Annotated in this window: 25 protein-coding genes; 15 read left to right on the forward strand and 10 right to left on the reverse strand. The window is 58.7% G+C overall.

Annotated features, from left to right (window positions below; all coding sequences use genetic code 11):
* Window positions 1-210 precede the first annotated feature (210 nt).
* Entirely contained in the window at window positions 211-3696 is a 3486-nt protein-coding gene (locus tag ACM6I0_RS13355; RefSeq protein ID WP_285436274.1) for a hypothetical protein, read from the forward strand.
* A 24-nt stretch (window positions 3697-3720) separates the two neighbouring features.
* Here the strand turns inward: ACM6I0_RS13355 and ACM6I0_RS13360 are convergent, their stop codons facing one another.
* Window positions 3721-4341: a cell wall hydrolase gene (locus ACM6I0_RS13360; RefSeq protein ID WP_285436276.1), complete on the reverse strand. Its 621-nt coding sequence runs from the start codon at window positions 4339-4341 to the stop codon at window positions 3721-3723.
* A gap of 139 nt (window positions 4342-4480) precedes the next feature.
* Between ACM6I0_RS13360 and ACM6I0_RS13365 the strand changes: the two genes are divergently transcribed.
* Window positions 4481-5332 (forward strand): CAP domain-containing protein, encoded by an 852-nt coding sequence (locus tag ACM6I0_RS13365; RefSeq protein ID WP_285436278.1) that lies wholly within the window; start codon window positions 4481-4483, stop codon window positions 5330-5332.
* Between the two features lie 31 nt (window positions 5333-5363).
* On the opposite strand, the gene ACM6I0_RS13370 is transcribed toward ACM6I0_RS13365, so the two are convergent.
* On the reverse strand, window positions 5364-5600 hold the full coding sequence (locus ACM6I0_RS13370) for a hypothetical protein (RefSeq protein ID WP_414922498.1): 237 nt from the start codon (window positions 5598-5600) through the stop codon (window positions 5364-5366).
* Between the two features lie 206 nt (window positions 5601-5806).
* On the opposite strand from ACM6I0_RS13370, the gene ACM6I0_RS13375 reads away from it, so the two are divergent.
* Window positions 5807-7570 carry an L-lactate permease gene (locus ACM6I0_RS13375; protein WP_414922499.1) on the forward strand — a complete coding sequence of 588 codons (1764 nt, stop codon included), beginning with the start codon at window positions 5807-5809 and terminating at the stop codon, window positions 7568-7570.
* 140 nt (window positions 7571-7710) lie between these two features.
* Entirely contained in the window at window positions 7711-8598 is an 888-nt protein-coding gene (yghX, locus tag ACM6I0_RS13380) for a YghX family hydrolase (protein WP_414922500.1), read from the forward strand.
* A gap of 204 nt (window positions 8599-8802) precedes the next feature.
* Here yghX and ACM6I0_RS13385 read toward each other — a convergent pair whose 3' ends face one another.
* Window positions 8803-9591, reverse strand: coding sequence for a DeoR/GlpR family DNA-binding transcription regulator (locus ACM6I0_RS13385; RefSeq protein WP_414922553.1), 789 nt, complete (start codon window positions 9589-9591; stop codon window positions 8803-8805).
* Window positions 9592-9780: 189 nt separating this feature from the next.
* Here ACM6I0_RS13385 and ACM6I0_RS13390 point away from each other — a divergent pair, with 189 nt between their 5' ends.
* The 3 genes from ACM6I0_RS13390 (at window position 9781) to ACM6I0_RS13400 (ending at window position 11953) form a co-directional block, all read left to right on the forward strand.
* Window positions 9781-10590, forward strand: coding sequence for a DUF2092 domain-containing protein (locus tag ACM6I0_RS13390; RefSeq protein WP_259154353.1), 810 nt, complete (start codon window positions 9781-9783; stop codon window positions 10588-10590).
* On the forward strand, window positions 10587-10799 hold the full coding sequence (locus ACM6I0_RS13395; RefSeq protein ID WP_259154351.1) for a hypothetical protein: 213 nt from the start codon (window positions 10587-10589) through the stop codon (window positions 10797-10799). The genes ACM6I0_RS13390 and ACM6I0_RS13395 overlap by 4 nt, the downstream gene beginning before the upstream one ends.
* A 275-nt stretch (window positions 10800-11074) precedes the next feature.
* Window positions 11075-11953 (forward strand): glycoside hydrolase domain-containing protein, encoded by an 879-nt coding sequence (locus tag ACM6I0_RS13400; RefSeq protein ID WP_414922501.1) that lies wholly within the window; start codon window positions 11075-11077, stop codon window positions 11951-11953.
* A 15-nt stretch (window positions 11954-11968) separates the two neighbouring features.
* Here ACM6I0_RS13400 and ACM6I0_RS13405 read toward each other — a convergent pair whose 3' ends face one another.
* Complete coding sequence (locus tag ACM6I0_RS13405) at window positions 11969-12637, reverse strand: ATPase (RefSeq protein WP_414922502.1); 669 nt, start codon at window positions 12635-12637, stop codon at window positions 11969-11971.
* Window positions 12638-12943: 306 nt separating this feature from the next.
* On the opposite strand from ACM6I0_RS13405, the gene ACM6I0_RS13410 reads away from it, so the two are divergent.
* The 5 genes from ACM6I0_RS13410 (at window position 12944) to ACM6I0_RS13430 (ending at window position 17597) form a co-directional block, all read left to right on the forward strand.
* The gene (locus tag ACM6I0_RS13410) at window positions 12944-14620 is read left to right on the forward strand and encodes an MFS transporter (protein WP_414922503.1); all 1677 of its coding nucleotides are present in this window, start codon (window positions 12944-12946) and stop codon (window positions 14618-14620) included.
* 110 nt (window positions 14621-14730) lie between these two features.
* Window positions 14731-15636 carry an alpha/beta fold hydrolase gene (locus ACM6I0_RS13415; RefSeq protein WP_414922504.1) on the forward strand — a complete coding sequence of 302 codons (906 nt, stop codon included), beginning with the start codon at window positions 14731-14733 and terminating at the stop codon, window positions 15634-15636.
* 104 nt (window positions 15637-15740) lie between these two features.
* Window positions 15741-16166, forward strand: coding sequence for a hypothetical protein (locus ACM6I0_RS13420; RefSeq protein WP_414922505.1), 426 nt, complete (start codon window positions 15741-15743; stop codon window positions 16164-16166).
* Window positions 16167-16357: 191 nt separating this feature from the next.
* Window positions 16358-16606: a hypothetical protein gene (locus tag ACM6I0_RS13425; RefSeq protein WP_285436294.1), complete on the forward strand. Its 249-nt coding sequence runs from the start codon at window positions 16358-16360 to the stop codon at window positions 16604-16606.
* A gap of 247 nt (window positions 16607-16853) precedes the next feature.
* The gene (locus tag ACM6I0_RS13430) at window positions 16854-17597 is read left to right on the forward strand and encodes a hypothetical protein (protein WP_414922506.1); all 744 of its coding nucleotides are present in this window, start codon (window positions 16854-16856) and stop codon (window positions 17595-17597) included.
* Window positions 17598-17636: 39 nt separating this feature from the next.
* Here the strand turns inward: ACM6I0_RS13430 and ACM6I0_RS13435 are convergent, their stop codons facing one another.
* Window positions 17637-18443, reverse strand: a complete 807-nt coding sequence (locus tag ACM6I0_RS13435) for a hypothetical protein (protein WP_414922507.1) — start codon at window positions 18441-18443, stop codon at window positions 17637-17639.
* Window positions 18444-18834: 391 nt separating this feature from the next.
* Here ACM6I0_RS13435 and ACM6I0_RS13440 point away from each other — a divergent pair, with 391 nt between their 5' ends.
* Together ACM6I0_RS13440 and ACM6I0_RS13445 are read left to right on the forward strand one after the other, a co-directional pair.
* Window positions 18835-19440: an SCO family protein gene (locus ACM6I0_RS13440; protein WP_285436298.1), complete on the forward strand. Its 606-nt coding sequence runs from the start codon at window positions 18835-18837 to the stop codon at window positions 19438-19440.
* Entirely contained in the window at window positions 19440-19928 is a 489-nt protein-coding gene (locus ACM6I0_RS13445) for a copper chaperone PCu(A)C (RefSeq protein ID WP_285436300.1), read from the forward strand. Before ACM6I0_RS13440 ends, ACM6I0_RS13445 begins: the two co-directional genes overlap by 1 nt.
* An 18-nt stretch (window positions 19929-19946) precedes the next feature.
* Here ACM6I0_RS13445 and ACM6I0_RS13450 read toward each other — a convergent pair whose 3' ends face one another.
* From ACM6I0_RS13450 to ACM6I0_RS13470, 5 genes are all read right to left on the reverse strand, one after another.
* Window positions 19947-20930 carry a GlxA family transcriptional regulator gene (locus ACM6I0_RS13450; RefSeq protein ID WP_285436351.1) on the reverse strand — a complete coding sequence of 328 codons (984 nt, stop codon included), beginning with the start codon at window positions 20928-20930 and terminating at the stop codon, window positions 19947-19949.
* A gap of 154 nt (window positions 20931-21084) precedes the next feature.
* Window positions 21085-21468 carry a VOC family protein gene (locus tag ACM6I0_RS13455; protein ID WP_285436301.1) on the reverse strand — a complete coding sequence of 128 codons (384 nt, stop codon included), beginning with the start codon at window positions 21466-21468 and terminating at the stop codon, window positions 21085-21087.
* A 39-nt stretch (window positions 21469-21507) separates the two neighbouring features.
* Window positions 21508-22626 carry an S-(hydroxymethyl)glutathione dehydrogenase/class III alcohol dehydrogenase gene (locus tag ACM6I0_RS13460; protein WP_414922508.1) on the reverse strand — a complete coding sequence of 373 codons (1119 nt, stop codon included), beginning with the start codon at window positions 22624-22626 and terminating at the stop codon, window positions 21508-21510.
* Window positions 22627-22758: 132 nt separating this feature from the next.
* The gene (locus ACM6I0_RS13465; RefSeq protein ID WP_285436304.1) at window positions 22759-23727 is read right to left on the reverse strand and encodes a glycine betaine ABC transporter substrate-binding protein; all 969 of its coding nucleotides are present in this window, start codon (window positions 23725-23727) and stop codon (window positions 22759-22761) included.
* 149 nt (window positions 23728-23876) lie between these two features.
* Window positions 23877-24716, reverse strand: a complete 840-nt coding sequence (locus tag ACM6I0_RS13470; RefSeq protein WP_414922509.1) for a hypothetical protein — start codon at window positions 24714-24716, stop codon at window positions 23877-23879.
* Between the two features lie 139 nt (window positions 24717-24855).
* Between ACM6I0_RS13470 and ACM6I0_RS13475 the strand changes: the two genes are divergently transcribed.
* A complete protein-coding gene (locus tag ACM6I0_RS13475) occupies window positions 24856-25731 on the forward strand; it encodes a LysR family transcriptional regulator (RefSeq protein ID WP_414922510.1) in 876 nt (291 codons plus the stop codon).
* The last annotated feature ends 52 nt before the right edge of the window (window positions 25732-25783 follow it).

Consider the following 25783-nt stretch of genomic DNA (forward strand, 5'->3'; position numbering starts at 1 on the left):
ATGAGGGGATTCAAGTCATTGGATTGAACTCTACGCTTCTGCGCTTTCGGGTGAACAGTTCTTCGATCAGCGGATATCTATCCCCCCGTGTGTATTAGCCGCGTTACAACGTTCAGGTTCAACTGGAAGAACTAACATCGGGTCAAAAAACCAACGTGCTAATTGGGTCTATACCTAACGTGTAACTGTCGGCCATTCGAGGGAAAGGCCATGGATACCTCTAAGGATTCAGGTACTAACCTGGCCTTCTGGCTGCCTGGCAGTGCGGTCATCCTGAGTCTGGTGGTCTCGACGTTCGCCCTGACCCGCGAACCGTTCATGGAACCGCGTCCCATCGGCGCACAATTTCAGGCGCAACTGCCAATCGAAGCGCGATTGTGGCAAGACCCGTTTGATGCGCTGGAGCGTTATCGCAAAAAACTCAACGACGCCAAGAGTCCCGACGCCGGCCATTTATGCAACCCCTTGATCGCCCTGCCGCCCGAGGAATCCTCGGTTCCAGACATGATGGTGGCGCTGGTCGAGGGCGGCCCCTATGCCGATGAAGTCGAAAGGCGGCGGCGCATTCGTTACGCGTTGCTGGCAGGTTTCAAGAACTCGCACCGGGTGCCGGATCAAGAGCAATACATCCAGTGCCTGAAGCTTTCCGCTGATCTTTCAACCGACTCACCCAGCGAGACCAACTTCGCCGACATTCCCTACGAAATGTTTGTCGATAATCCCTTCGATCCACCGACCGATCCGCAAGACAAACCACTGCCGCCCAAACGCACGATCGTGTTCTGGCTGAAACAGGACGCACTCGGCACCACCCCGTTGCAAATGCTGGATAAATTGAACAAGACCCTGAGCGCCAAACTCCAGTTGGGGTGTTCCGCCCAAGCGTGTCCCCAACGGCCCGACGACGCCAATTTGAAAGTCATCGGCCCGGCCACTTCAACGGTCTTGCGCGGCATGTACCAGGATGAAGCCAACGCCCACGCAACACCGAACATCGAGATCTATTCCCCCCTGGCCACTGCCGACAACGAGACACTCGCCAAAAGCCTCCACCTCCCGGCGAAAGAACCGCCGGACAAACAGCCGATGAAACTGCTGCGCACCGTTAGTGACGACGGCACCATGACGCAATTGATGCTGGAGGAACTGAAACTGCGTCATGTCGATCCGGCAACCGGTTTGAAGTGCAACAAAGGCAGCTTGCGGCGGGTGGGTTCCGATTGCGCCCGGACCCGTTGGCCGCGCGCCGACCGCATCGCATTGATTTCCGAGTGGGACAGTTTCTACAGCCGTGCCTTGATCGAAAGCTTCAAGACCCAGGTCGCCGCGGATGCCGGCCTGCGCGAGAACAAGGAGAAGGCTGCTGTCGATCGCTGGATTCTGCGTTTCAGCTATTTGCGTGGCCTGGACGGACGCCTCCCGGAGGAAGCCGCCAGCTCTGACAAGGCAGCCAGCCCCGATGCCGGCAAAAACAAGGACGCCACGGCTATTGATCTGAGTCCGTTGGAAAAAGCCGACGGCAACTCCCAGCTGGATTATTTGCGCCGCCTCGCCGATCACATCGCCAGCGAAGACGCGACTTATCGACGAAACGGTGAAAGCGGCATCGGCGCCATCGGCATTCTGGGGGTCGATGCCTACGACAAACTGTTGGTGTTGCAGGCGCTCAAGAGCCGGATGCCGTACAAGCTGTACTTTTCCACCGACCTCGACGCCCGCATGCTGCAACGGGGCCAGGCTCAAACCACCCGCAACCTGATACTGGCAGCGCCTTACGGGCTGACGCTGACGCGAGCCCTGCAACAAGACGTTCCGCCGTTTCGCGACAGCTTGCAAAGCTCGGTGTTTGTCTCCGTCCTCGCGGCGCTGGCGCCACAGTCCTTCGACGCCAAGCGGGCGAAATTCGACTATTCGAAATCGGAGCTGCTATCGCCCGGCATCTACGAGGTCGGCATCAGCGGTTTCATTCCCTTGGCGAGTCCGGTGACCGGCATACGCCCGTTGAGTTGCGAAGCCCCGACACTGCTTTCGCGCTCGGACAGTGACTTGCGTCCACACGACTTGATGGCGTTGCGTTGCCTTCAAGACGCCTCGCCCCCGCCCTACCCGCAGGCCTCCCAGGCCGTGCGCGAGCAGTTCAAAGCCATTCAGTCGTTTTTCTGGGCCGGGCCGCTGACGTTCACCCTGCTGCTGATGGCCGGGTTCATTGCCTGGCGATGGATCTCGGGACCGAAGATCGACCCCGATACCAAGCTGGCCTGGGTGCGCGGCGTGCCCATGACGTTGTACATGGTCGCGGTGGCCTGTTCATTTATCGCCACGCGCTTCTGGCATGCCGAGTTTCTGTGGTTCACGTTCGTGCTGATCCTGCTGGGCATCATCTCGTCGAACCTGATCCGTCGTTCCCGGCAACAGGCCCACAGCAAAGACACGACGGCCAGCGCCGACAGCGGCTTTTACGACGCCTCGGCGTGGTACATCGTTGTCCCCCTCGTGGGGTTCATCCTCGCGTTGATGCTGGCGTATCAAATGCGCAGCACATTGACGGGCGAAGGCCTGGGTGAACCGATGTTTCTGTTTGAAGGCATCAGTGCCTGGCCGACCGTGGCGCTGCGCGTGGCCGCCGTACTGATATCGCTCTCGGCGCTGGCCTGGGGCTGGCGCAACCTGCGCGTCAACAGAGCCGAAATCGAAAGCGCCTACCATTTGCGCCAGTACATGCGCCGCTACCGGATCGGTGTATGCGGGCAGGTTCTGCGCTTTCTTCGCCACTGCAAGCGCTGGAACCTGCGGCGCAGGTGCAACGAACTGGGGAACGGCCTGCTGCTGATTTTTTTTCCGTTGATGAGTGCCAATGACGACTGGTCAAAACCCTGTCAGTCCGCTGAGGCCACCTGCGAGGACGGACGCAAAATGATCTCCATTGCACGCTTCTGGGGTGAACACTGCGTATGCGGATCGTTCGGTGCCCGACTGCTTCGCGCCCTGCTCGCCACCTGGGTTTTCGTCGTGGTCACCAGCGTGCTGTTCGTGGTGTGGCCCATGGAGCATTCTCCGGTGCGCGGCGATTCAATCGTGTGGATGCTCAGTTGGCTGATCCCCACCCTGGTGTTCCAGATGCTGGTGTTCTGGGTCGTGGATGCCAATCTGCTGCTGACGCGTTTCATCCGGCACCTGAGCGAACATCATGCGATCTGGCCCAAGTCGTTGCAGCTGGAACACCAGAAGATTTTCGGCATGCTCAAACACCCTTGCATCGACGAGTGGGTGGACATGCAGTTGATCGCCACCCGTACTTCGGCGGTCAGCCGCCTGATCTATGCACCAACGGTGGTCATGTTGATCCTGTTGGCGGCGCGCAGCAGCGTGTTCGATAACTGGCCGACCCCGCCCAGCGTGGTCATTTCGTTTTTAATCACGGCGCTGATCCTGCTCGCCTCCGCGCTGTCATTACGACGGGCAGCGGAAAAAGCGCGCACGGTCGCATTGCAACGGATCGATGCCTACCTGCTGCAAACGCCGAAAGCGCCAGGCCCCTACGAAAAATTCCAGATCATTCGCGAGCGCGTCGCGACGCTCAACAAAGGCTCGTTCTCGCGTTACTCCGAAGACCCGCTGATCCGCGCGCTGTTGCTGTCGCTGACCGGCATTGGCGGTTCGGCGATTGTCGATGCGTTGAACTATGCGAAGTTTTGAGCGCCCGGCACGGGCGCTGCGCGCCTACTTCGCCGACCCGTCATGCGGCTTGTAAAACTGGAACATCCCGGTTTCAGCCGTTTTGATGTACTCCTTGGCCCAGTCCGGTTTTACCGTGCGGTCATGGAAATACATGGCGCCACCGGTGTGGTCCGGCAACTGCTTATTGAGGGCCTTGCGCGCGATTTCCTTGGCGATCGCGTATTGGGTCTCATCCTGTGCCGTGTCCGGGCGCCCGTCGCACCACCAGGAGAACTGACATTTCTTGGTTTCGGAGCCTTGCTTGACCACCGCACACACCGTGTCGGGGAAACCTGCGTGACCGAGGCGGTTCATGACGACATTGGCGACCGCTTCCATGTCGGCGCTGTCCTTGCCTTTGGCTTCCCAGTAAATGGAGCGGGCCAGGCAGGTAATCGCCTCGTCCAACGGCGCAGTGCCGGACGGGTCGACTGCCTGGACCTCGGATTGGGTAATCTTCTCGGATTTGGGCACGGGCACGTTGTCGCCCTTCTCCGCCGCTTTCTGCTCAAGCACTTGAGCCTTGTCTTGAGCCACTTCTTTTTTTTGTTCCTGGTCGTCGGCGATGGCCTGACCGGCGAGCAGGGTCACGGCGAGTAATGCTGCGATCCATTTAACGGACATGGTGAAAACACTCCGAAAGTCGTCGATTCAGTGTAGTAGCCAAATTATGTCAAAGCTTAAGCAACAATCTGCAAAAAGCCATTGCCTTGAACGGGGTGAGTTCGCGCATTATGGGCGCACTCAGTCAAAGGGGATTTCCATGCGCGTTCCGTCATCCATTTTGCATCTTGTCGCGTTGCCGTTGGGCCTGGCATTTGCCGCCACCGCCGTGGCAACCGAGGATTCGCAACTGGTCGAGTCGATCAACGTTTACCGCAGCCAGGCGCAGCGCTGCGCCAATCAGGCCTCTTCGGAACTGCCACCGCTGACGAGCGACGCGCGCCTGGTCTTGTCGCCCACCGGTAACGTCGATCTGCAGCAGGCGATGGCCCGTGCGTCGTACCCGATGGTGAACGTACAGGCGATCAGCATGTCCGGACCGCGTGATGCGGCGTCCGCCATGGCGGCGATCAAAGAGAGCTTTTGCCAGGTGGTGCTCAACCCGCAATTCATCGACGTCGGTGTCAGCCATGAGGGGCGCGACTGGCGCATCGTGTTGGCGCGTCCACTGTTGACCGCACGTTTGGGCGACGCCACGGTAGAAGGCCAGAAGCTGCTGGAAATGCTCAACGCCGCTCGCAGCCAACCTCGCCAGTGTGGCGGTCAACCGTTCGCCGCAACCTCGCCGCTGGCCTGGAACGCGACATTGGCCGCTGCGTCCGAAAAACATTCGCGGGCGATGGCCAATAACAACTTCTTCGACCACAAGGACCGCGATGGCCGCACACCCGGGGACCGTGCCGAACTGGAAGGTTACAGCGGCCAGCAAGTCGGCGAGAACATTGCCGCCGGGCAAGACACCGTGCGCAAGGTCGTCGATGGCTGGCTGGCCAGCCCCGGTCATTGCGCCAACCTGATGAACCCGCAATACCGCGAGTTGGGCGCCGCCTACGCAGTCGATCCGAAGAGTGATGCCGGGATCTACTGGACAGCCATGTTCGGTGCGCAATAACGGCGATAGCGAGAGCGGTGATTCGCCGCTCTTACAACGTATGTTGTCTGTTGCCGATCTCTTTGGCTTTTTCGATGGCCCACTCCAAAGCGGCCTCCATGTCCAGCAGGTGTGGGGACGGATGCTCGTCCTCTTCAATTACCGAGCCGTCCGGCCGGTAAACGCCGATGAACATCTTCAGGGAGCCGTCCCTCAATATCTCGGCTGTCACCGCGATCCTGCATCCGTTGGAAAGCGTTTCCTTGTGTTCCTCATGGCGTTCAGTCATCGCTGTCTCCCTCTCGTCGTGGATAGCAGGGTTTGCCGTCATTCTTTCTGAGCGTAGTAGAACTTCGACCAGGATTTTCACTGGCCGCCGGCAGGCGGTTTACCGGCCACGAGCCTCACAGGACAGCGGCGCAATGCCACCTATACTCCATTCCACCAACCCCGCGCGGGGCCTGCACTACCAACAATAAAAAGCAGAGGTGGAACATGGTCTGGCAGCAAGTCTACGATCCCTTTGGTAACCCGGTGCTCTCAACCATCATGGCCGCAGTGCCGGTTGTGGTGATGCTGGCATCCCTTGCGTTTTTCCATATCAAGGCGCATCTGGCGGCATTGCTGGCCCTTGGTTCTGCCTTGTTGATCGCCATCTTCGCCTTCGGCATGCCCGCGAACATGGCCGGCACGGCGGCGCTGTTCGGCGCCGCCAACGGTCTGCTGCCGATTGGCTGGATCGTGCTCAACATTATCTTCCTGCACCGGCTGACCACCGAGAACGGCTCGTTCAAAGTGTTGCAGGATTCCCTCGCGCGCATCACCGACGACCGACGCCTGCAATTGCTGCTGATTGCTTTCTGCTTCGGTGCGTTCTTCGAAGGCGCTGCCGGGTTCGGCACGCCGGTGGCGGTGACGGGCGCAATCCTGATCGGCCTGGGCTTCTCACCCCTGGCGGCCTCCGGCCTGGCGTTGATTGCCAACACCGCGCCCGTGGCGTTCGGCGCCTTGGGCACGCCCATCATCACCCTGGCCAAGGTAACCGGGCTGGATGAAATGGAACTGTCGATGATGGTCGGCCGACAATTGCCATTCTTCTCGGTGCTGGTGCCATTCTGGCTGATCTGGGCCTTTGCCGGCTGGCGCAAGATGCTGGAAATCTGGCCGGCCATCCTGGTCGCCGGTGTCAGCTTTGCCGTGCCACAGTTCCTGGTGTCCAACTACCACGGGCCGATGCTGGTCGACGTGATCGCCGCACTGATCTCCATGGCCTGCCTGACCCTGTTCCTGAAAGTCTGGAAACCGGCCACGGTGCACACCTCCGCCGCGCTGTCGGGGCGTGTCGACACTTCAAAAATAGACGCCGAACATGAGCAAAAACCCGAAATCAGCGGCACCTTTGCCAGCGATGCAAAACCGGCGGTGATGCGTGCGTGGATGCCGTGGATCATCCTCACCGTCTTCGTTTTCGCCTGGGGCACCCAAGGCTTCAAAAACATGTTCGACACCCGCCCGGCAATCGACCCGGCCACCCAATCAGCCAAGCTCGACCCACAAGGCAAACCGCTGCGCGAAGCCAATCCGGTGTTCGCCCCGGCCGTGACCTTCACCACCTTGCACCTGCAAGTGGAAAAGGTTCCACCGGTGGTGCCTGCGCCAAAAACCGAGGAAGCGATCTATAAATTCACTTGGTTCACCAGCACTGGCAGCGGCATCCTCCTGGCGGCCATCGTCGGCGGACTGCTGATGGGTTATTCGATCCCGCAACTGGCCCGCCAATACCTGCGAACGTTGTGGGTGGTGCGCTATTCGCTGATCACCATTGCGGCGATGTTGGCCCTGGGCTTCCTCACCCGCTACTCGGGACTGGACGCGACCATGGGCCTGGCCTTCGCCGCCACCGGGATTTTCTACCCCATGTTCGGCACCCTGCTCGGCTGGCTCGGCGTCGCCTTGACCGGCTCGGACACGGCCTCCAACGTGCTGTTTGGCGGCTTGCAACGGGTGACTTCCGAACAACTGGGACTCAGCCCGGTGTTGATGGCCGCAGCCAACAGCTCCGGCGGGGTGATGGGCAAAATGGTCGACGCCCAGTCAATCGTAGTGGCGTCCACGGCGACTCGCTGGTACGGGCATGAAGGGGAAATCCTGCGCTACGTGTTCTTCCACTCCATTGTGCTGGCCATTCTGGTCGGTGGCCTGGTCACGTTGCAGGCGTATGTCGCGCCGTTCAGCCATCTGGTGGTGGGTGGGCATTGATGAGCCGAGGTCAGTGAGTGATCCACGCCCGGCGATCTGGCCGGGTTGTGGCGAACGATGCAGTGCGGTGTGGATGAGGTGTCCAATGCGCTAAATACTGCTTTACTGATTCAAAGCCTGGACCCATGGGAAGTGCACCGATGGAACGCCTGACCGCCAAAGACTTCGCACCGGAACTGCTTGAGCTCTACGACTATTACACCCATGGCAAAATCAACCGGCGCGAGTTTCTTGACCGGGCGGCGCTGTTCACCTTGGGCGGCCTGACGGCCAGCGCTCTGCTCGCCACCCTGAGCCCCAATTACGCGCTGGCCGAACAAGTGGAGTTCACTGACCCGGACATCCTCGCCGAGTACATCAGCTACCCCTCGCCCAACGGCCATGGCAATGTCCGTGGCTATCTGGTGCGTCCCGCCAAAGCCACCGGCAAAGTGCCGGCGGTGCTGGTCGTGCATGAAAACCGTGGGCTCAACCCCTACATCGAAGACGTCGCCCGGCGCGTCGCCAAAGCGGGATTTATTGCACTCGCCCCCGACGGCCTGAGTTCGGTGGGAGGTTATCCCGGCAACGATGACAAAGGCCGCGAGTTACAAGCGACGGTCGATCCTGAAAAGCTCATGAATGATTTTTTCGCCGCCATTGAATGGCTGATGAAACTGGATGGCGCCACGGGCAAGTTCGGGATTACCGGCTTCTGCTATGGCGGCGGTGTCGCCAATGCCGCTGCCGTGGCCTATCCGGAGCTGGCGGCAGCCGTGCCTTTTTATGGTCGCCAGCCCAAGTCCGAGGATGTGCCGAAAATCAAGGCGCCACTGCTGCTGCATTACGGCGAACTGGACAAGGCCATCAATGAAGGCTGGCCGGCGTATGAAAAAGCGTTGAAAGCGGCGGGCAAGACATACGAGGCGTATATCTATCCCGGCTGCAATCATGGTTTTCATAACGACTCCACACCTCGTTACGATGAAGCCGCAGCGAAACTCGCGTGGGACAGGACGGTGGCCTGGTTTCGTAAATACCTGGTGTAGAAGCATCTACGGGGAGCAACTATCAATTCCCTCGATCTTTTACATCATGAAGCCGAATTTTTTATTTTTCTGCGGCGTGTTCAAGATAGCGCGACTTCTAATAATTCGGGCGATAGCGTCATGAACATAAATTTTGCGTTTGCGTGCTTGATCGTTGTGTCCTTTGCCATCGCCCTGGGCCACGGCTGATAGCGCGTCCCTGGCTCAATCGTCCGCCTGCACCACTTCAAGGCCAAGCTTTCGATAGTCCCCGATATCGCCCGAGGCGACTTGCCGCTCGGTGATCAGCGTGTGAATACGATTGCACGGCGCCACCACAAAAGGCTCGACCGCCCCCAGTTTGTCTGCAGTTGTCACCGCCACCACCTGGGATGCGCTATCGAGCATCGCCAGTTTCACCGGCACCTCATCAAAATGCAGCGAGCTGATGCCGACTTCCGGGTGGATCGCACAGACCCCGGTGAACAGCAGATCAGCCTTTATGCTCTCGATCAGTCGCAGCGTTTCATGTCCGCTGGCAGACATCGTCGCCGGATTGAGTTGGCCACCGGCCAGGATCACCTTGATGCCCGTGTATTCGGCCAACGTGATGGCAATCATCGGCGATGCCGTCATGGCCGTGATGACAATGTCCGAGGGTAACGACCGGGCGATCTGCAGCGTCGTGCTGCCCGAATCGAACATCACAATCTGGCCGTTGTGCACTCGACTGGCCGCGAGTTGCGCCAGGCGGGTTTTCACCTCATCGGTTTCGTTTACCCGGGTAAAGAAGTCCTTGCCGGTGTCCTTTGGACGCGGCAGCGCCCCGCCGTGCACGCGCTGCACCAGGCCAGCCGCGTGCAGTTCCGCCAGGTCGCGGCGAATGGTGTCTTCGGAAACGGCAAAATGCTGGCTCAACTCCGAAGCCATGACCTTGCCGTCACGCTCCAGGAGCAGAAGGATTTTTTGCCGGCGCACCGAAGGAAGCTCGACTGTCGAATGCTGATCTTGCATGTTCATGCCTGTTTTTGCGTGTTTGTGCAAGATTAGCCAAGCAGCCCTGTAAACACAATCGCAACGAATTGTCTGGCGAGGAGGAAAAAGGCAGATGAGCGGTCGCGTAATACCCGGCGGATGGCCGATGTTGAACTAGCGTTATAAGTCCAAGCTGGCCAATCCAGCCCTTTTGCAGTGGTGAACTACATGGAAAAGATCGCCCGAAAGTTAGTCAACTCATCGGCGCCCCTTATAGCGTGCGCAGGACTTGGGTTAATGATTGGATTAGGGTATCCGGTCATTGCGCAGGCCGATGATGCAAGCGCCAAAAGCCTGCTAAAGAACATGTCCGACTATATGTCAGCGCAAAAAAACATATCGTTTAACTACGACACGGACCTTGAAGTCGTCACCCGAGAAAAACAGAAACTCACAGTGGCGGCGTCCGGCACGGTCATCATTAACCGGCCTGACAAAATCCGTTCCACGCGCACGGGCGGATTCGCCGATGTCGAGATGCTGTTCGACGGCAAGACCCTGACCCTGTTTGGCAAAAACGCAAACGCTTATACCCAGGTTGAAGCCCCTGGCACGATTGATCATTTGATTAACGAATTAAGGGACAAGTACAACCGCCCCTTACCGGGCGCCGACCTCTTTGTCGACAATCCTGCAGCGCAACTGATGGAGGGCGTCAATGACATCAAGGATTTGGGCAGCGGTGTGATTGGCGGCGTCGAATGCGACCACCTGGCGTTCAGGGCCAAGGACGTGGATTGGCAGATCTGGATCGCCCAAGGCGAGCGTCCCTACCCTTGCCGCTACGTCATTACCTCCAAGCAAGTGGCGGGCGGTCCGCAATACAGCATTGAAATCAGGGACTGGAAAAGTGGCACCGAAGTGGCCGCAGACGACTTTGCCTTCAATAACACGACAAACGCCAAGAAAATGGAGTTGAAGGACCTGCCCAACGGGGATGACTTGCCGAAAAACTTTGTGCGAGGAAAAGCCAAATGAAGCTCTTGATAAAAACAGCTGGCTTGCTGGCGGTGACGTTCGTTCTGTGCGCCGCACTCGAACTCGGAGAAACCCTGTCGATCCCAGGCATTCACAGTGTTATTTCTCCGGCCGAAGCCATCGTCGGGCGTCCTCTCACACCGGTCAGCGTGGCTGGAGTGGCAAGGCGTACGGTGCGGCGTTGCGCGGTGGGAGTTCGTTACTGCTGATGATAATTGACACTTACCGGGTCATGGGCCCGGTAAGATTTAAAAACACGTGTGCGCCTGTAACTTCAGTAATATAAAACCCGCCAGTCTCATTTTCTTATCAAACTTTGTTGCACTCGCTTAACACTGACTCAAACTTATTACACCTCTCGTAAAAAGTAACACGTGCCTGCATTGACGAGTTTCTTAAACGCGCTTTTCATTAATCCAAAGGGCCGAATAAATATCACTCGGCCGCATCGGAAAAGCGCAAGACTCGCCAAAGGACATTGATCATGCTCATTATCGACACGCCCTATAAAACGACGGCAAAACTTAGCTGCCTGGCAAAAGAAAACGTTCAAACCATCATCCGCTACTACAACTTCAGCAACTCGGTAAGTTTTCCCGACAAGTGTTTAACGCTGATGGAAGCGCAATCCATTTGTGCCCAGGGAATGAACATTGCCGTGGTGTTCCAGCAACGACAAAACAGCGCAGACGACTTCTCGGACGCCAAAGGTTATGAAGCAGGACGCAGGGCCTACCGCTATGCCAGCAACGACATCGGGCAACCTGAGGGGTCGGGGATCTATTTTTCCGTGGACTTCGATGCCAACCCCGCTGAAATCACCGGCAGCATCATTCCTTTTTTCCAGGGCATCCAACGGGCCTTCGAAGAGATATCCGGCAGCCAGCCGGCCTATCGGGTCGGCGTCTATGGCTCGGGAGCCACCGCGGCTGCGTTGTCGAAGAACAACTTGTGCTCGCTGGTCTGGCTTGCGATGTCATCGGGGTTCAGGGGGACGAAAGACGCGATCAGGAATGGCGCCTACAACATTCAGCAAAAGGCACCAGAAGCCACATTGTGCGGTTTGGGCCTCGACTACAACCTCATCAATCCTCAACAGAGTGATTTCGGCGCGTTTGTTGTCCCTGTCGAAACGTCGTCAGTCCCGACGGCTGTCTCTGCGCCCACCCATGAGGTGATATCGCGAACCAGTCTGAGACTGCGGGGTGGTCCCGGCACCGAGTACAGCGTGTTGGGTAGCCTGAAGCCCAGGCAGCTGGTCGTGGCGAAACCGGTCAATCCCGAGTGGTCGAGTATTGATCTTCAGGGTGATGGCTTGATCGATGGGTTTGCGGCTTCGGCATTTCTAAAAGAGTTGGGATAAACGGCGCAACGAGGGTCAGTTAGCGGCAACCTGCCCCCTGCTTGCGGACGTCACCAACACTTTCAGCGAAGCATCGAACTGCTTCAACGCATCGACCTGCACCACGTTTTGCTGGTCTATCTGCGCAGCGATCTCTGGAGCGGCCTTGCCATGCACCCAGACCGAAGGCATCTGTTGTTCCCGCGATCCTTCGGCCTTGCCGATGTACTGCAGGTTCGAATCGTAGAACTTGGCGAGGAAGCGTGCTTCGACCTGGTTATTGCGCTTGGACACCAGACGGCTGTAGGTGTCCAGCATCACCACGACGTCAGGATGGGCTTGCACCACAGCGTCGAGGCTATCGTAGACGGTCACCGAGGCAAATTCCTTTTGCAGCGAGCCCTTGAGCCAATTGATCGCCAGTGTCGGATCGGAGCTCTTGACGAAGGCGCTGCTGATGCGCGAATCCAGCGCAGGGTTCTTCGCGCCGTTCAGTGCCACAGCATGGTACTGCTCAAGGTATTGGATCGTGTTGAGGGTGTTCTCGCTGTACAGCACGCCCACCGATTGGGTGCGCTGCAAGCTGGCGGTGCTGTCGCCCATCGGCAGGAAATGACAGGACGGATCGGCCGCATAAGCCGGTACGGTGGCGGCAACGCCGGCGGTCAATACGGCGACAAGCGCCAACAAGGTAGAGATTCTCATCGCGCAGGTTCCTTCAGAGGCGACTTCGGTATGACGTTATCTTCCTCTCATGACAGAAAAACAGAACTCGCATTCCTTGATGGTGATTATTGATTAAACGAATGGTTGCGCGGGGTTGAACGGGTTGGCCAGTGGATATCTGCGCGAAGCCGATTATGCTTCTAGAAACCCTGCAGCGATGCGAGGCCGCCAGCCTGTGTGCAGGCTTCGCGCAATGTTTAATCCGACGACATCAGCCCAAGGGCCTGGGTGCGGCAAACGATAGTGAGGTACTCCGGCCTATAACAAGAAAGACGGAGAAGACTCATGGCCGCAATCGACAACGCAACCACGGGCAGCACGTCCAACCACGGGATCACCAAGGAGGAGCGCAAGGTCATTTTCGCCTCCTCCCTGGGCACCGTGTTCGAATGGTACGACTTCTACCTGTACGGGTCCCTCGCGGCGATTATCGCCAAGCACTTCTTCGCCGGTGTCAACGAGACAACCTCGTTCATCTTCGCGCTGCTCGCCTTCGCCGCAGGCTTCGCCGTTCGCCCTTTCGGTGCCGTGGTGTTCGGCCGGCTGGGCGACATGATCGGGCGCAAGCACACCTTCCTCATCACCATTGTCATCATGGGTCTTTCCACGGCCGTGGTGGGCTTCCTGCCCGGCTACGCGACCATCGGCGTGGCGGCACCGATCATCCTGATCACCTTGCGCCTGTTGCAAGGCCTGGCGCTGGGCGGTGAGTACGGCGGCGCGGCGACCTACGTGGCCGAACATGCACCGAAGGGCCGGCGCGGCTACTTCACCTCGTGGATTCAAACCACGGCCACCCTTGGGCTGTTTCTCTCGCTGCTGGTGATCCTCGCTTGCCGCACCGCGCTGGGCACCGAAGCCTTCGAGGCCTGGGGCTGGCGGATTCCGTTCCTGCTGTCGATCCTGCTGCTGATCGTCTCGGTGTACATCCGCCTGCAACTCAGCGAGTCGCCGGTGTTCCTGAAAATGAAAGCCGAGGGCAAGTCCTCCAAGGCGCCGCTGACCGAATCCTTCGCGCGCTGGGACAACCTCAAGATCGTGATCATGGCCCTGCTCGGCGGCACCGCCGGCCAGGCCGTCGTCTGGTACACCGGTCAGTTCTACGCGCTGTTCTTCCTGCTGCAAACACTGAAGATCGACCCGCAGACCGCCAACCTGCTGATTGCCGGTTCGCTGCTGATCGGCACGCCGTTCTTCGTCATCTTCGGCAGCCTGTCCGACCGGATCGGCCGCAAAGGGATCATCATGGCCGGCTGCATCCTGGCGGCAGTGACCTACTTCCCGATCTTCCATGCGTTGACCCAATACGGTAACCCCGACGTGTTCCTCGCCCAGGAGAAGAACCCGGTCACGGTGGTGGCCGATCCGGGGCTGTGCTCGTTCCAGTTCGACCCGGTGGGCAAGGCCAAATTCACCAGTTCCTGCGACCTCGCCAAGACCGTACTGGCGAAACGCGCCATACCCTACAAGAACCTCAAGGCTGAACCGGGCACCGTCGCGCAGGTGCGCATCGGCGACAAAGTCATTCAGAGCTTCGAGGGCACCGGCATGCCGGCCGCCGACTTCAAGACCAAGAACGACGCCTTCGCCGCGACCCTCGGCACAGCGCTCAAGGAGGCCGGCTACCCCGAAAAGGCTGATCCGGCCAAGACCAATTACCCGATGGTGCTGCTGCTCCTGACGATCCTGGTGATCTACGTGACCATGGTCTACGGCCCGATTGCCGCCTGGCTGGTGGAACTGTTCCCGGCGCGCATCCGCTACACCTCGATGTCGCTGCCCTACCACATCGGCAACGGCTGGTTCGGCGGCTTCCTGCCGACGGTGGCGTTCGCCATGGTCGCGGCCACGGGCGATATCTATTACGGGCTGTGGTACCCGATCGTCATCGCCGTGATGACGGCCATACTCGGTACCTTCTTCCTGCCGGAAACCAAGGATCGGGAAATTCATCACACCTGAAGGCAAACGGGCCCTCTCGCCCCCCGGAGAGGGCCCGGCAAACATGATCAAACGGTCTACGCTCATCTTCATTGCCTGGGGACTTCCCGGACTCCGAGAGGGGCAGCACCATGATCCGCGTCCTGTTGACCGTTTTTATGCTGGCGCTAGGCATCCCGGCCCATGCCGGGGTGACGCCATTTCCCGCCGGTTTTCGCACGCAAGACATCCCGGTCGAAGGCGCCAAAATCCATGTCCGCGTCGGCGGCAAAGGCCCTGCCGTGGTGCTGTTGCATGGTTTCGGCGACACCGGCGACATGTGGGCGCCGCTGGCAGCCGATCTGGCCCGTGACCACACCGTCGTGGTCCCGGATTTACGCGGTCTGGGCTTGTCGTCGATCCCCGACGGCGGCTACGACAAGAAAACCCAGGCCGGTGATGTTCGAGGCGTGTTGGCCGCGCTGGGTATCGAACATGCGGTGATCATCGGTCACGACATCGGCACCATGGTCGCCTTCGCCTACGCCTCGCGGTATCCGCAGCTGACTGACCGCCTGGTGGTAATGGATGCGCCCGTACCGGGCATTCCGCCTTGGAACGACATTGTCCGTTCACCAATGCTGTGGCATTTCGACTTCGGCGGAGCGGATGCCGAACGCCTGGTCGCCGGTCGTGAACGCATTTATCTGGATCGTTTCTGGAACGAGTTTGCGGGCGACCGCAGCAAAGTCGATGAAGCCACCCGCCAGCATTACGCCAAACTCTATGCCCGTCCCGGCGTCATGCATGCGGCCTTCGCCCAGTTCCGCAGCATTCGTCAGGACGCGGTGGACAACGAGGCGTCAATGAAAACGCGACTGACCATGCCGGTACTGGCTGTCGGTGGAGAGAAATCCTTCGGCAATAACGAATCCATCGTGATGCGCAACGCGGCGGACAACGTGACAGAAGTGGTGATCCCCGGTGCGGGGCATTGGCTGATGGAAGAAGCGCCGACTCAGACCATCGCGGCGATCCGTCACTTTATTGGCCAGTGACCCGGCAGATCGCCAAGCCGATTGAACCCCGGCCCTCATCGTGTTTTCGAAATCCTAAAGCGCTGATCGTCGCCACGAGCAGCGCCATTGCAGAGGAAATCCCGATGAACAGTAAATGGCTGTTTCTGCTCGCCTGCCTTTGCCCCAGCCTGGTCATGGCCGAAGGTTGCGATGTCCTGACCCACTCCCAAAGCCCTTCCGTTCCGGTCATCGAATCCCATAGTTGCTATGAGTACGAAGGCATGCCGGTCAACGCCATCGATTGGTCATGCAGCAACGAAAGCAAGGACATGCTCACCAGCACCAAGAAAAAAGTCGAACAATGCGGCGACCACTATCAAGCCACCTGCATTGCGACGCTGACTCAGGAATCGCTGGCCAATCCTCATTCCACCAGCAAGGACAAAAACAGCACCTCGTTCAACATTCCCGACAATGCTCAAGTCACCACGTATTACTACGATGCGGAACACTTGAACCAGGCCAGGATTGATTGCGAATCGGGGGGTGGTCACTGGAAAGCGCAGTGACGACGCTGTCTGATACGTCGCTGTTACATCAGTCGATCAGCCTGTTCGCGTGTTGTTACCTTAGCGGCCGTGTTGTCACTTCTGCGTCGCTCGGCAGGCCAATAAAGTATGGCCTTCGGTGTCTGGCGGGGACATGAAGTCCCATCGGCCCTGCTGTGCGCCGATCCCCCCATCACGGAAGAGGTGACACCATGAGTTTTGTAACCGTTGAAAAAAACCAGAGCAGTGCCCCATCTGAAGCCGACCTGAAAAAGGCCATGGTCGAGTCTGGCGGCAAACCGGGCGAGGTCACCGGGACCAATGCCGCGCGCAAGCTGACCTACACCGGCACGGTCAATCACACCACGTATGAGAACAAGCTGATCGAGATTGCCAAAGGCAAGCGCACCAGCTGGAACTTTGTCTGGGCCGACGCGAAGGTGAGCACACCGGCGCATTGAGGCCACGGCGGGGCGGTCGAACGGCCGCCCTGCTGTTTCGTGCCGCGACTCACTTGATACAACCTCGTTACGCTGACTGTTACCTCCAGGATTTGCACCCGGTTCATGCCCCTCCCGCCTGTAACGCCGAGATACTTCGCCGCCCTGCCCCTCCCGCCTACAGTGAAGCCGTCAATGGGTTTAGAGGGTGCTGATACGTTGCCCGCTGCGCATTGATTGCCTAACACAACCAAGGAAGAGGAAAGCCATGAGTAAGTCGAGCGCTGTAAGCAAGAAAACTCTGCAACTTCACAATGATGTGCAAGAGGCCCTCAAATCGTTCCAGAGTCTGGCCCCCACGGCCCTGAAAGCGTCGGATTACAGCAAGGTGCTGACGTCGACCCTGGCGGCCACGCAAAAGTCAGTCACGATCGAGATCGCCCCCGATGACCTGACGCTGCTCAAGCAGTCAGGCTACAAGCTGTGCTTCGCCAAGAAAGTCGGCAACGAAGCCTACAACGTCGTTTGGCAGTCCTATGACAAATACCTGAGCAACAACGGCTTCAGCTGGACACCTCAGTACCAGCTGTTCGGGTCCAATACTTTTCAGGCTGATGTGACGGTGAAGGTGTCGACCAACATCGTCACGATCGGCCTGGGGCAACAATCGATACTGAGCGCGGAAGGTTTGTTGGGGCAGGCGGTAACCGGTGGCCCTGACATTTCCATCACCCTGGACAACGAATACGGGCCGATCCACCCCGGCATCAATCAATTGTCCGTTGGCATCGACGGCAAGCAAGTCAGCACCCCGATCTACGTTGCCACCAACCAGGTGGTCACCGGCAACACCGTTCTGACCCCTGTCGAGACCATTCTCGTGTGGTTCGAGCAGAACGTGCAGACCAGCACCATGTTCAGCACTTCGCGGTCCAAGGCCATTGAAATCGACCTGACCACCGTTAACGATGCGACCCGCCTCTACGAAGACGGTAAATGGAAAACGGTGTAAAAGTCACACCAGGGGCAACCTCGCGGTTGCCCCTTTCATTCACGAAACATCACCGCCTCCCCGGGAGAAATACCCGGTCAACGAGCGACAGATCGACTCCGCCAGATCTTCCTGAGTGGCGATGCCATAAGGCCGATTGCGATCAAATTGCTCCGACCAGCGAATCCGCCCCTGAGCCACATCAATCAGGCGCACCGAGGTGCGGACACGGCTCGGCTCCACCCGCACGCTGCCTTCCAGCGAATAATTGCCGCGCCCGGCCCGCATGACGTCCGAGGCTTTGACACGGCTGCGCGCCACCTTCATCAACACGTGGTTGGTGCGGCTTTGCGTCTGTTCGAACGTCTCGAATAACCGGCAGCTCAACTCCTCGCTCAGGCCACGGGTAAAGTCATCGCCGTCGCGGGTGATGCAGGTAAACGGCTGAATTTGCAGTATTGGATGGCGAGTCGCGACGCCCTTGGGCCTGAGCCGCTGATACGCCAAGCGATAACAACCGGGCGGTATGCTCAGGTGCACCGGGTCCAGTTGACCCGTGGTGGTGTAATGCGTCGCGAGCTTGCGCCGCAATCGGCCCATTTGCACCCGCACCACCGGATCGTCGCCCGTGCAGTAAACCGCCGGATCTCGGCGAAACACCGCCAGACCGATGGCATGCTCGGTGAGCGGCGTGTTCGAACATTGAAGGTCGTGCTCGACCAGAAAGCGCAGCAGACTGCCCATTCGCCGGGACTTGGCAAACACCGGACTGGCCAGTAGCAACGCCAGCACGCGCTCCATTTCTTCACGATCGAGCGGCTCGGGAACCCCCTCGGCACTCGAATTGCCAACGTGTTTGATCACCATTGCCTGCCTCCGTGCAGGTTACCGACAATCGCTGGCCACCCCGATGGAGTGGATATGGATACTGAAGTCGTACTCCATGGCTACGCGCAACGCCCGACCCATGAGTGACTCGGGCGCTGCAAGGTCGAAGCTTAGCAGCCGTAACGCAATGTCGCGGATATTGTGATGATCGTCACACTGGCCGCTGCGCGTCGTGCATTGTTTGCCGCTGCAAATGGATTGCCCTTGCCCACTGATCCGTATTTTTGTGCGCTGGCTGCCTCTGTACCAAAACCACCCCTCGTCCAACAATGAGCTACGCACGGGCACAGTTTGTTAATATCCACGCGCTTTTTTCGTCTGACTCATCAGACGCAGTCGTTCTCAAGTCGCAACACAGGAATGCTTTTCCATGAGTACGTTGTATACCCGTCGCACGGTCCTGCGCGGCATGAGCCTGTTGAGCCTGGGTTTGCTCGCCGGCTGCGATGGCAGCAGCAAGCTGTCGTTCAAGTACGGCAAGGACCTCAGCGACAAGATCATGGGGCGTACCTTCAAGCTCAAGGACGCCCAGGGCGAAACGAAGATGCTGACCAGCTATCGCGGCCTGATGCCGATGGTGTTCTTCGGTTTCACCCAGTGCCCGGCGGTCTGCCCGACAACGCTGGCCCGGGCGGCGCAGGCGAAGAAGCTGATGGGTCGCGACGGCGAAAAGCTGCAAGTGATCTTCATCACCCTGGACCCCGAACGCGATACGCCGCAGATGCTCGACGCTTACGTCAAATCGTTCGATCCGAGTTTCGAGGCGCTGCATGGCTCGCTCGAAGAAACCGCTGAAACCGCCAAGGAGTTCGGCGTGTTCTTTGAAAAGATCCCCAGCGGTTCGAGCTACACCCTGTCCCACACCGCCACCAGCTTCGTCTTCGACTCCCGGGGCAATTTGCGCCTGGGGCTGTCCGCGTCCCTTACCGCCCAAGAGTGTGCAGACGATCTGCTCACCGTCATGGAAGTCTGCTAATGAATTCGATGTCCGCAAAAACCGCCTTCTCGCGACGCATCAAACAACTGGTCCTGGGCTGCTCCCTGATCGGCATGGCGTGGCAGGTCTGCGCGCAAACCCAGGTGCAAGACGCCTGGGTCCGCGCAACGGTTGCCGGCCAGCCGTCGACCGGCGCCTTCATGACCCTGCAAGCCGACAGCGACAGCACACTGCTCAGCGTGCAGTCGCCCGTCGCAAAAACCGTACAGATTCACCAGTCCACCATGAAAGACGACGTGATGAGCATGCGTCAGGTCGAGTCCGTCGCGCTGCCGGCCGGCAAACCGGTGAGCTTTGATCCCCACGGCTACCACATCATGCTGATTGACCTGACCGCCCAGGTTCAGGAAGGCAGCAAAGTGCCCCTGACGCTGATCGTGGAAAACGCCAAGGGCGAGAAAGAAACGATTGAAGTGCAAGCCGATGCCCGCGCACTCGGCATGGCCGATCACAGCAAGATGCATTGACGGCTGGGCGAGCGACTCTTATTTGACGAGTCGCTTTTCCTTGGAAGGCCGGTAGCCGAAATACGAGCTGTAGCACTTGCTGAAATGGCTCGGCGAGACAAAACCACACGCGACCAACACATCCACTTGCGACAGCTCGGTGTGCTGGAGCAATCGACGTGCCTCGGTGATGCGCAATTCCAAGTAATAGCGCTGCGGCGTCGTGCCCAGTTGCTCCTTGAACAAGCGTTCCAGTTGTCGCCGTGAACGCCCGGCATAAACCGCCAGTTGCTCCAGCTCCAATGGCTCTTCGAGGTTGGCGTCCATCAACTTCACCACCTCGCGCAGGGGCGCGCTCACGCAGATGTTTTCCGTCGGTTTGATACGCCGGTAGCGCGATTCCTCAAACGCCAGAATGTCTTCGATTCCTTCGACCAGCGCTTTGCCGTGCAGGCTTTTGATCCAGTCCAGCGCCATGTGGAAGGCCCCGGATGGGCTGGACGCTGTCAGTCTGTCTCGATCAATGATGTAGGGTTCGCTGCTGACCTGCGTGACCTTGCAGAAATCGGCGAGCGCGGGGCGATGTTCGGGGTGAATGGCGCAACGGTAGCCGTCAAGCAAGCCGGCCTTGCCCAGGAACCATGCACCGTTCCACAAACCGGCCAGGCTGACACCCTGGTCTGCCGCCGTGCGCAGCAGGGTGATGAAGCCCTCGCTGGCTTTCAGCTCAGTCCGGTAGCCGCCACAAACGACCAGCAGGTCCAGCTCCTTGATCGCCGCACAATCGAGACGCGCGTCGGGACGAATGACCAGGCCCAGGTCGCTGACGACCTCCCCTTCGTTGAGGCCGAAGGTGCGCGTAGAAAACGTGTCCGGCCGCAGCAGGTTCGTCGTGACCAGCGTATCCAGCGCCTGGGTAAACGCGGGCAGCGAGAAATGTTCAAGCAGCAGGAAGCCTGCCCGAACCGTTTGCCTGGTTTCGCCGGGTTGCTCGTTCAGATAGCGCAGGTTTTTCCCTTTCATGCCCCCGCTGAATTGACGTCGTTCGATCAATGTCCGATCACTCCACTGCGTTTACGAACCTATAGTTTGATGCATTCCTGATGGTTACCACCAGAAGCGCATAAAAAAGCCCCGTCCATTGCTGGCGGGGCCTTGATCATGCCTCAGATTTCATTCAAACGGGTTTGAAGCAATAGACCGCCAGCTTGTTGCCATCCAGATCCCTTGCGTAGGCGGCATAGGCATTGGGCGCCCAGTCACGCGGGCCTGGCGCGCCTTCATCGACACCACCGGCCGCCACAGCACTGGCATGGAAGGCATCAATGGCGGCGCGGTCCGGTGCTTCGAAGCTGACGGTGACGCCGTTGCCGACGCTGGCCGGGGCGCCGTTGGCCGGCTTCAAGACGAAAAACGAAGGGGCGCTCTCGCCCCAGATCGAGCCGTTCTCGCCCAGATCGGCAATGCGTTTGTGGCCGAGTTGAGCCAGAACGCTGTCGTAGAAACGGCGGGCTTTTTCCAGGTCGTTGGTGCCGACGGTGACGTGAGTGAAGATGCTCATCTTAAAGATCTCTCGGGTTCAAAAACGGTGGGTGGGGGTTTAACGATTGAAATGAACAACGGTGCGAATGCTCTGGCCTTCGTGCATCAGCTCGAAAGCCTGGTTGATCTCTTCCAGACCGAGGGTGTGCGTGATGAAGGTATCCAGCGGGATTTCACCCGTTTGCGCCTTTTCGACATAGCTGGGCAGTTCGCTGCGACCTTTCACGCCGCCAAACGCCGAGCCGCGCCAGACGCGTCCGGTGACCAACTGGAAAGGACGAGTACTGATTTCCTGACCGGCGCCGGCGACGCCAATAATCACCGACTCGCCCCAGCCCTTGTGGCAGCTCTCCAGGGCCGCACGCATGAGATTGACGTTGCCAATGCATTCGAAGGAGTAATCCACGCCCCCTTCGGTCAGCTCGACAATCACGTCCTGGATCGGCCGGTCGTAATCCTTCGGATTGATGAAGTCGGTGGCGCCGAGCTGCCTGGCGATTTCGAACTTGGCCGGGTTGATATCGATCGCGATGATTCGCCCGGCCTTGGCCATGGTCGCGCCGATGATCGCGGCCAGGCCGATCCCGCCCAGGCCGAAGATGGCGACGCTGGCGCCCTCTTCCACCTTGGCCGTGTTGAGCACCGCGCCAATGCCGGTGGTCACGCCGCAACCGAGCAGGCAAACCTTCTCCAGCGGCGCCTCCTGCGGAATTTTCGCCAGGGAAATTTCCGGCAGCACGGTGTACTCGGAAAAGGTCGAGGTCCCCATGTAGTGGAAGATGGGTTGGCCCTTGTAGGAAAAGCGGCTGGTGCCGTCCGGCATCAAGCCTTTGCCTTGGGTGGCGCGAATTTTCTGGCAGAGGTTGGTCTTGCCCGAAGTGCAGAATTTGCACTCGCCACATTCCGGGGTGTACAGCGGAATCACATGATCGCCCACCGCCACGGAGGTCACACCCTCGCCGATTGCTTCGACGATGCCGCCACCTTCGTGACCCAGAATCACCGGAAAGAGGCCTTCCGGATCGGCCCCGGACAGGGTGAATGCATCGGTATGACAGACGCCGGTGGCCACGATGCGCACCAATACTTCCCCGGCCTGCGGCGGTGCCACGTCGACTTCGACGATTTGCAAAGGCTGGTTAGCCGCGAAGGCTACGGCAGCGCGTGATTTGATCATATTCATAATTTCCGGGCGCAAAGAGACGCCGCCTCTGTGTGGAAGCAAGAAAACTCAGTCATAAGCGTGTGTTTACGCGGGTCGCGTTGAGGAGCCATACAACGGGCAAGGCATCCTTGCCTTCATTGCCGATTACAACGTTGCGTCGATTTTTTTCGCGGCTGATTCACTGACCCAAGCATGCCAAACCTCCGGGTGCTCCTTGAGGAAGATCCTCGCCAGCTTCGGTGATTCGATACGTTCCTTGGTCATCCGCGCCAGGTTCAGATTCAACAGGTCAATGGGGATGTTGACCTTCTCCAGTACCGCCACCAGTTCGGGTGCCTGCTCATGAAAAGCCTTGGAGATGCCGACTCGAGTGATGACGTTCTTGTCGACACCCGGTTTCTCTTCCAGCCTGATCGCATCGATCTGCCCCATGAGCGGCGTCGGTGACCAGTAGTAGAACAGCACCGGTTCACCACGCTTGTAGCTCGACAGCACAGCAGCATCCAATGCCGCCCCGGTGCCTGGGCGGAAGTTGGTGTAGGTGCTTTCAAGACCGTACTCTTTCAACATCTCGGTATTGTCCTGCTCGCAAATCCAACCTGCGGGGCAGTTGTAGAAGCGTCCTTTGGAAGGCTCCTCCGAATCGCGAAAAACTTCGGGATACTTGCTCAGGTCGGCCACCGACTTGAGGTCTGGAGCGCGAGCGGGCTTGTTGCGTTTTGCGTCCCCCTCAACGACGTAACGCGGGACATACCAGCCTTGAACCGCACCGACGATGGGTGCGCCAACCGCCACCACCTTTCCTGCTGCCGCAGCTTTTTTCCAGACCTCGCTGCGCTCCATCCACTCTTCGCCAAACACTTGAATGTCGTTACTGGCCAGAGCAGTCTCCAGAATGATGGTGTTACCCACCAACTGGTCGGTTTCACAGCCATAGCCATCCTTGAGCACGATCATCATGATGTCGGTGAGGAGCATCCCGCTCTCCCAGTTCAAACCGGCAAATTTCACCGACTTGCCTGAGTCACACCACCCGGACGCCTGGCTTGAAACACTACCGACGAGCAGGCCAAGGGTGACTAACGATGCCAGCAAATTCTTCTTGTACTTCATGATCAGACGCTCCAAAACAATAGTAGGGGCGCTCTTGCCTGCCACAAACGGGGCCAGCGAGTGCCATCAGATCTAACGTGGACAGGTGCCTGTACAAACACGTGAAGCGATGGAGTCAATGAATGGATTTATTGTTAATGGGGCGTCACTTAAACCAATGGGTCTACGCTGGTCCGTCCGTAAAACAACTGGCGGGCATAGGCACTGAATTCGACATTGGGCTGATCCACATAAGCAAATACCGCGTTGAGCCTCAATCGGTCGCCCACCACCGGCGTGACCCGATGCAATGAATAGCGGCCGCGAAACAACGTCAGTGTTCCAGGCACTTGAGGCAGGACTTCTATGGTCTGGGTCTGGGGATCATCAAGGAATTGCCGGACCGCGTCATAACAGTCGTCGTCCTTATTGCGAAGCATGCGTACATACTCGAAATCCCCTCCAGCGCTTGCCGCCTGGAGTGACAGCGTGACGCTGAAATCTGAACGGTCAAAGTGCCAGCCCAATTGCTGCCCCGTCGTAAAGCCCTGCAAGTTAAGCGCGGCCAACGGATCGGCATGGCGGTAGAGCGTGTCCAGACCCAAGACATCCCTGATGAACGACAGCACTTCGTCGGATTCGTAGATGTTGCGGATCACATTGTCGGCGGGAATGTCCGCGTAGGCGACGGTATCTTTCTCGGTTTTCATCAACCGCCGCAGCGGATGCCCTGAGTCGACGCCGTCCTCTTGAGGCTTGAAATAAACCGTGTGGTTTTCCCGAAAATGGAACATGCGTGGATGCAGGGCAAGCGTTTGGTCCGCCATTGTGGCGACCATCTTGTCACGGACAAATCCCGGGAAGATTGCAACGCCTTCTTTGCCCAGTAATGCCTGGCTGTCAGCGACCAACGCCAGATAAGCCGGGTTGGTTCGATCGGTAATGGGATAGCGCTCCAGGTCGATGATATCGCCCAGGGTTGCGCCGGTTGTGAGAGGAAGCAAAGTCATGATTGTTGTTCTCCGTTGGCTCTTGCTGGAGTCAGATTGCATCGGAGGCAAAAACAAGTCACGCTCATATTTTTACGCAAATTTGTGAATTCTTTTCAGGTCGCCCTCCCCTATGAGACTCACCCTGGATCACCTCGTCATGCTGCAAACCCTGTCGGAAGTCGACTCGATCACGGCGGTTGCCGAGCGTTTATGGCTGACGCCTTCAGCCGTCAGTCATCGCATGCGGGAGGCGGAACGACGACTGGGCGTGCCCCTCACGGAGCGATCCGGCGGAAAGTTGCGACTCAGCCCCGCCGGGGTGCGCCTCGAACGCGCCGCCAGAGACATCATTGCCATTCTCAACGAAGCGGAGGCCGAGGCTCGGTCGATGGCCGGCGGGGTCACCGCCTTCGTGCGCATGGGGGTCACCTCATACGGTCCGTTTCGCTGGATTCCTAAATTCATCAAACACTATTCGAGCCTGCGTCCAGACATCGAAATAACCCTGGTCACGGTGCCCCGTAACGACGTCTACGCGAGCCTGATGCAGGGAAGGATCGACGTATCGATCATTGACGACGGTATGGTGCCCAGCGGAGTCGCCAAGTTGCCGCTGTTCCGCGACGACTTGATTGCGATCATGGCCACCGATCATCCGCTGGCCGGGAGGAAAAACATCTACGCCGAAGACTTCAAGACTTACAACCTGGTGACCTACTCGACGGACCGTGCCAGCGGCTGGGAATATGACCGTTTCTTCGCGCCCGCCAGTATTCTGCCCCGGCGAATGATCACCGTGGAGTTGATCGAAGCCATTGTCGAATTGGTACGTTCAGGCTACGGAATCAGCATCTTGCAACGGGATTTGGTGACGCCCAGCCTTGAGCGCGGGGAGCTCGCCTGGGCCGCCCTGAATGAAGGCCTGGATATCGCCTGGAACGCTATCATTCGGCCCTCTGAGCCCGAATCGAGTGAGGTTCATAAAATGGTCGGGGAATTGTCCAGCTGGGTTGAAACCCTGGGTAAACCCTAGTCGAGGCAATTCCCTTCAGCGGCGGCGCGACCTGGCTAGCGCATAACGCGCA

Origin of the sequence: Pseudomonas sp. IT-P294 (assembly GCF_949767865.1) — a bacterium.
Lineage (GTDB): Bacteria > Pseudomonadota > Gammaproteobacteria > Pseudomonadales > Pseudomonadaceae > Aquipseudomonas.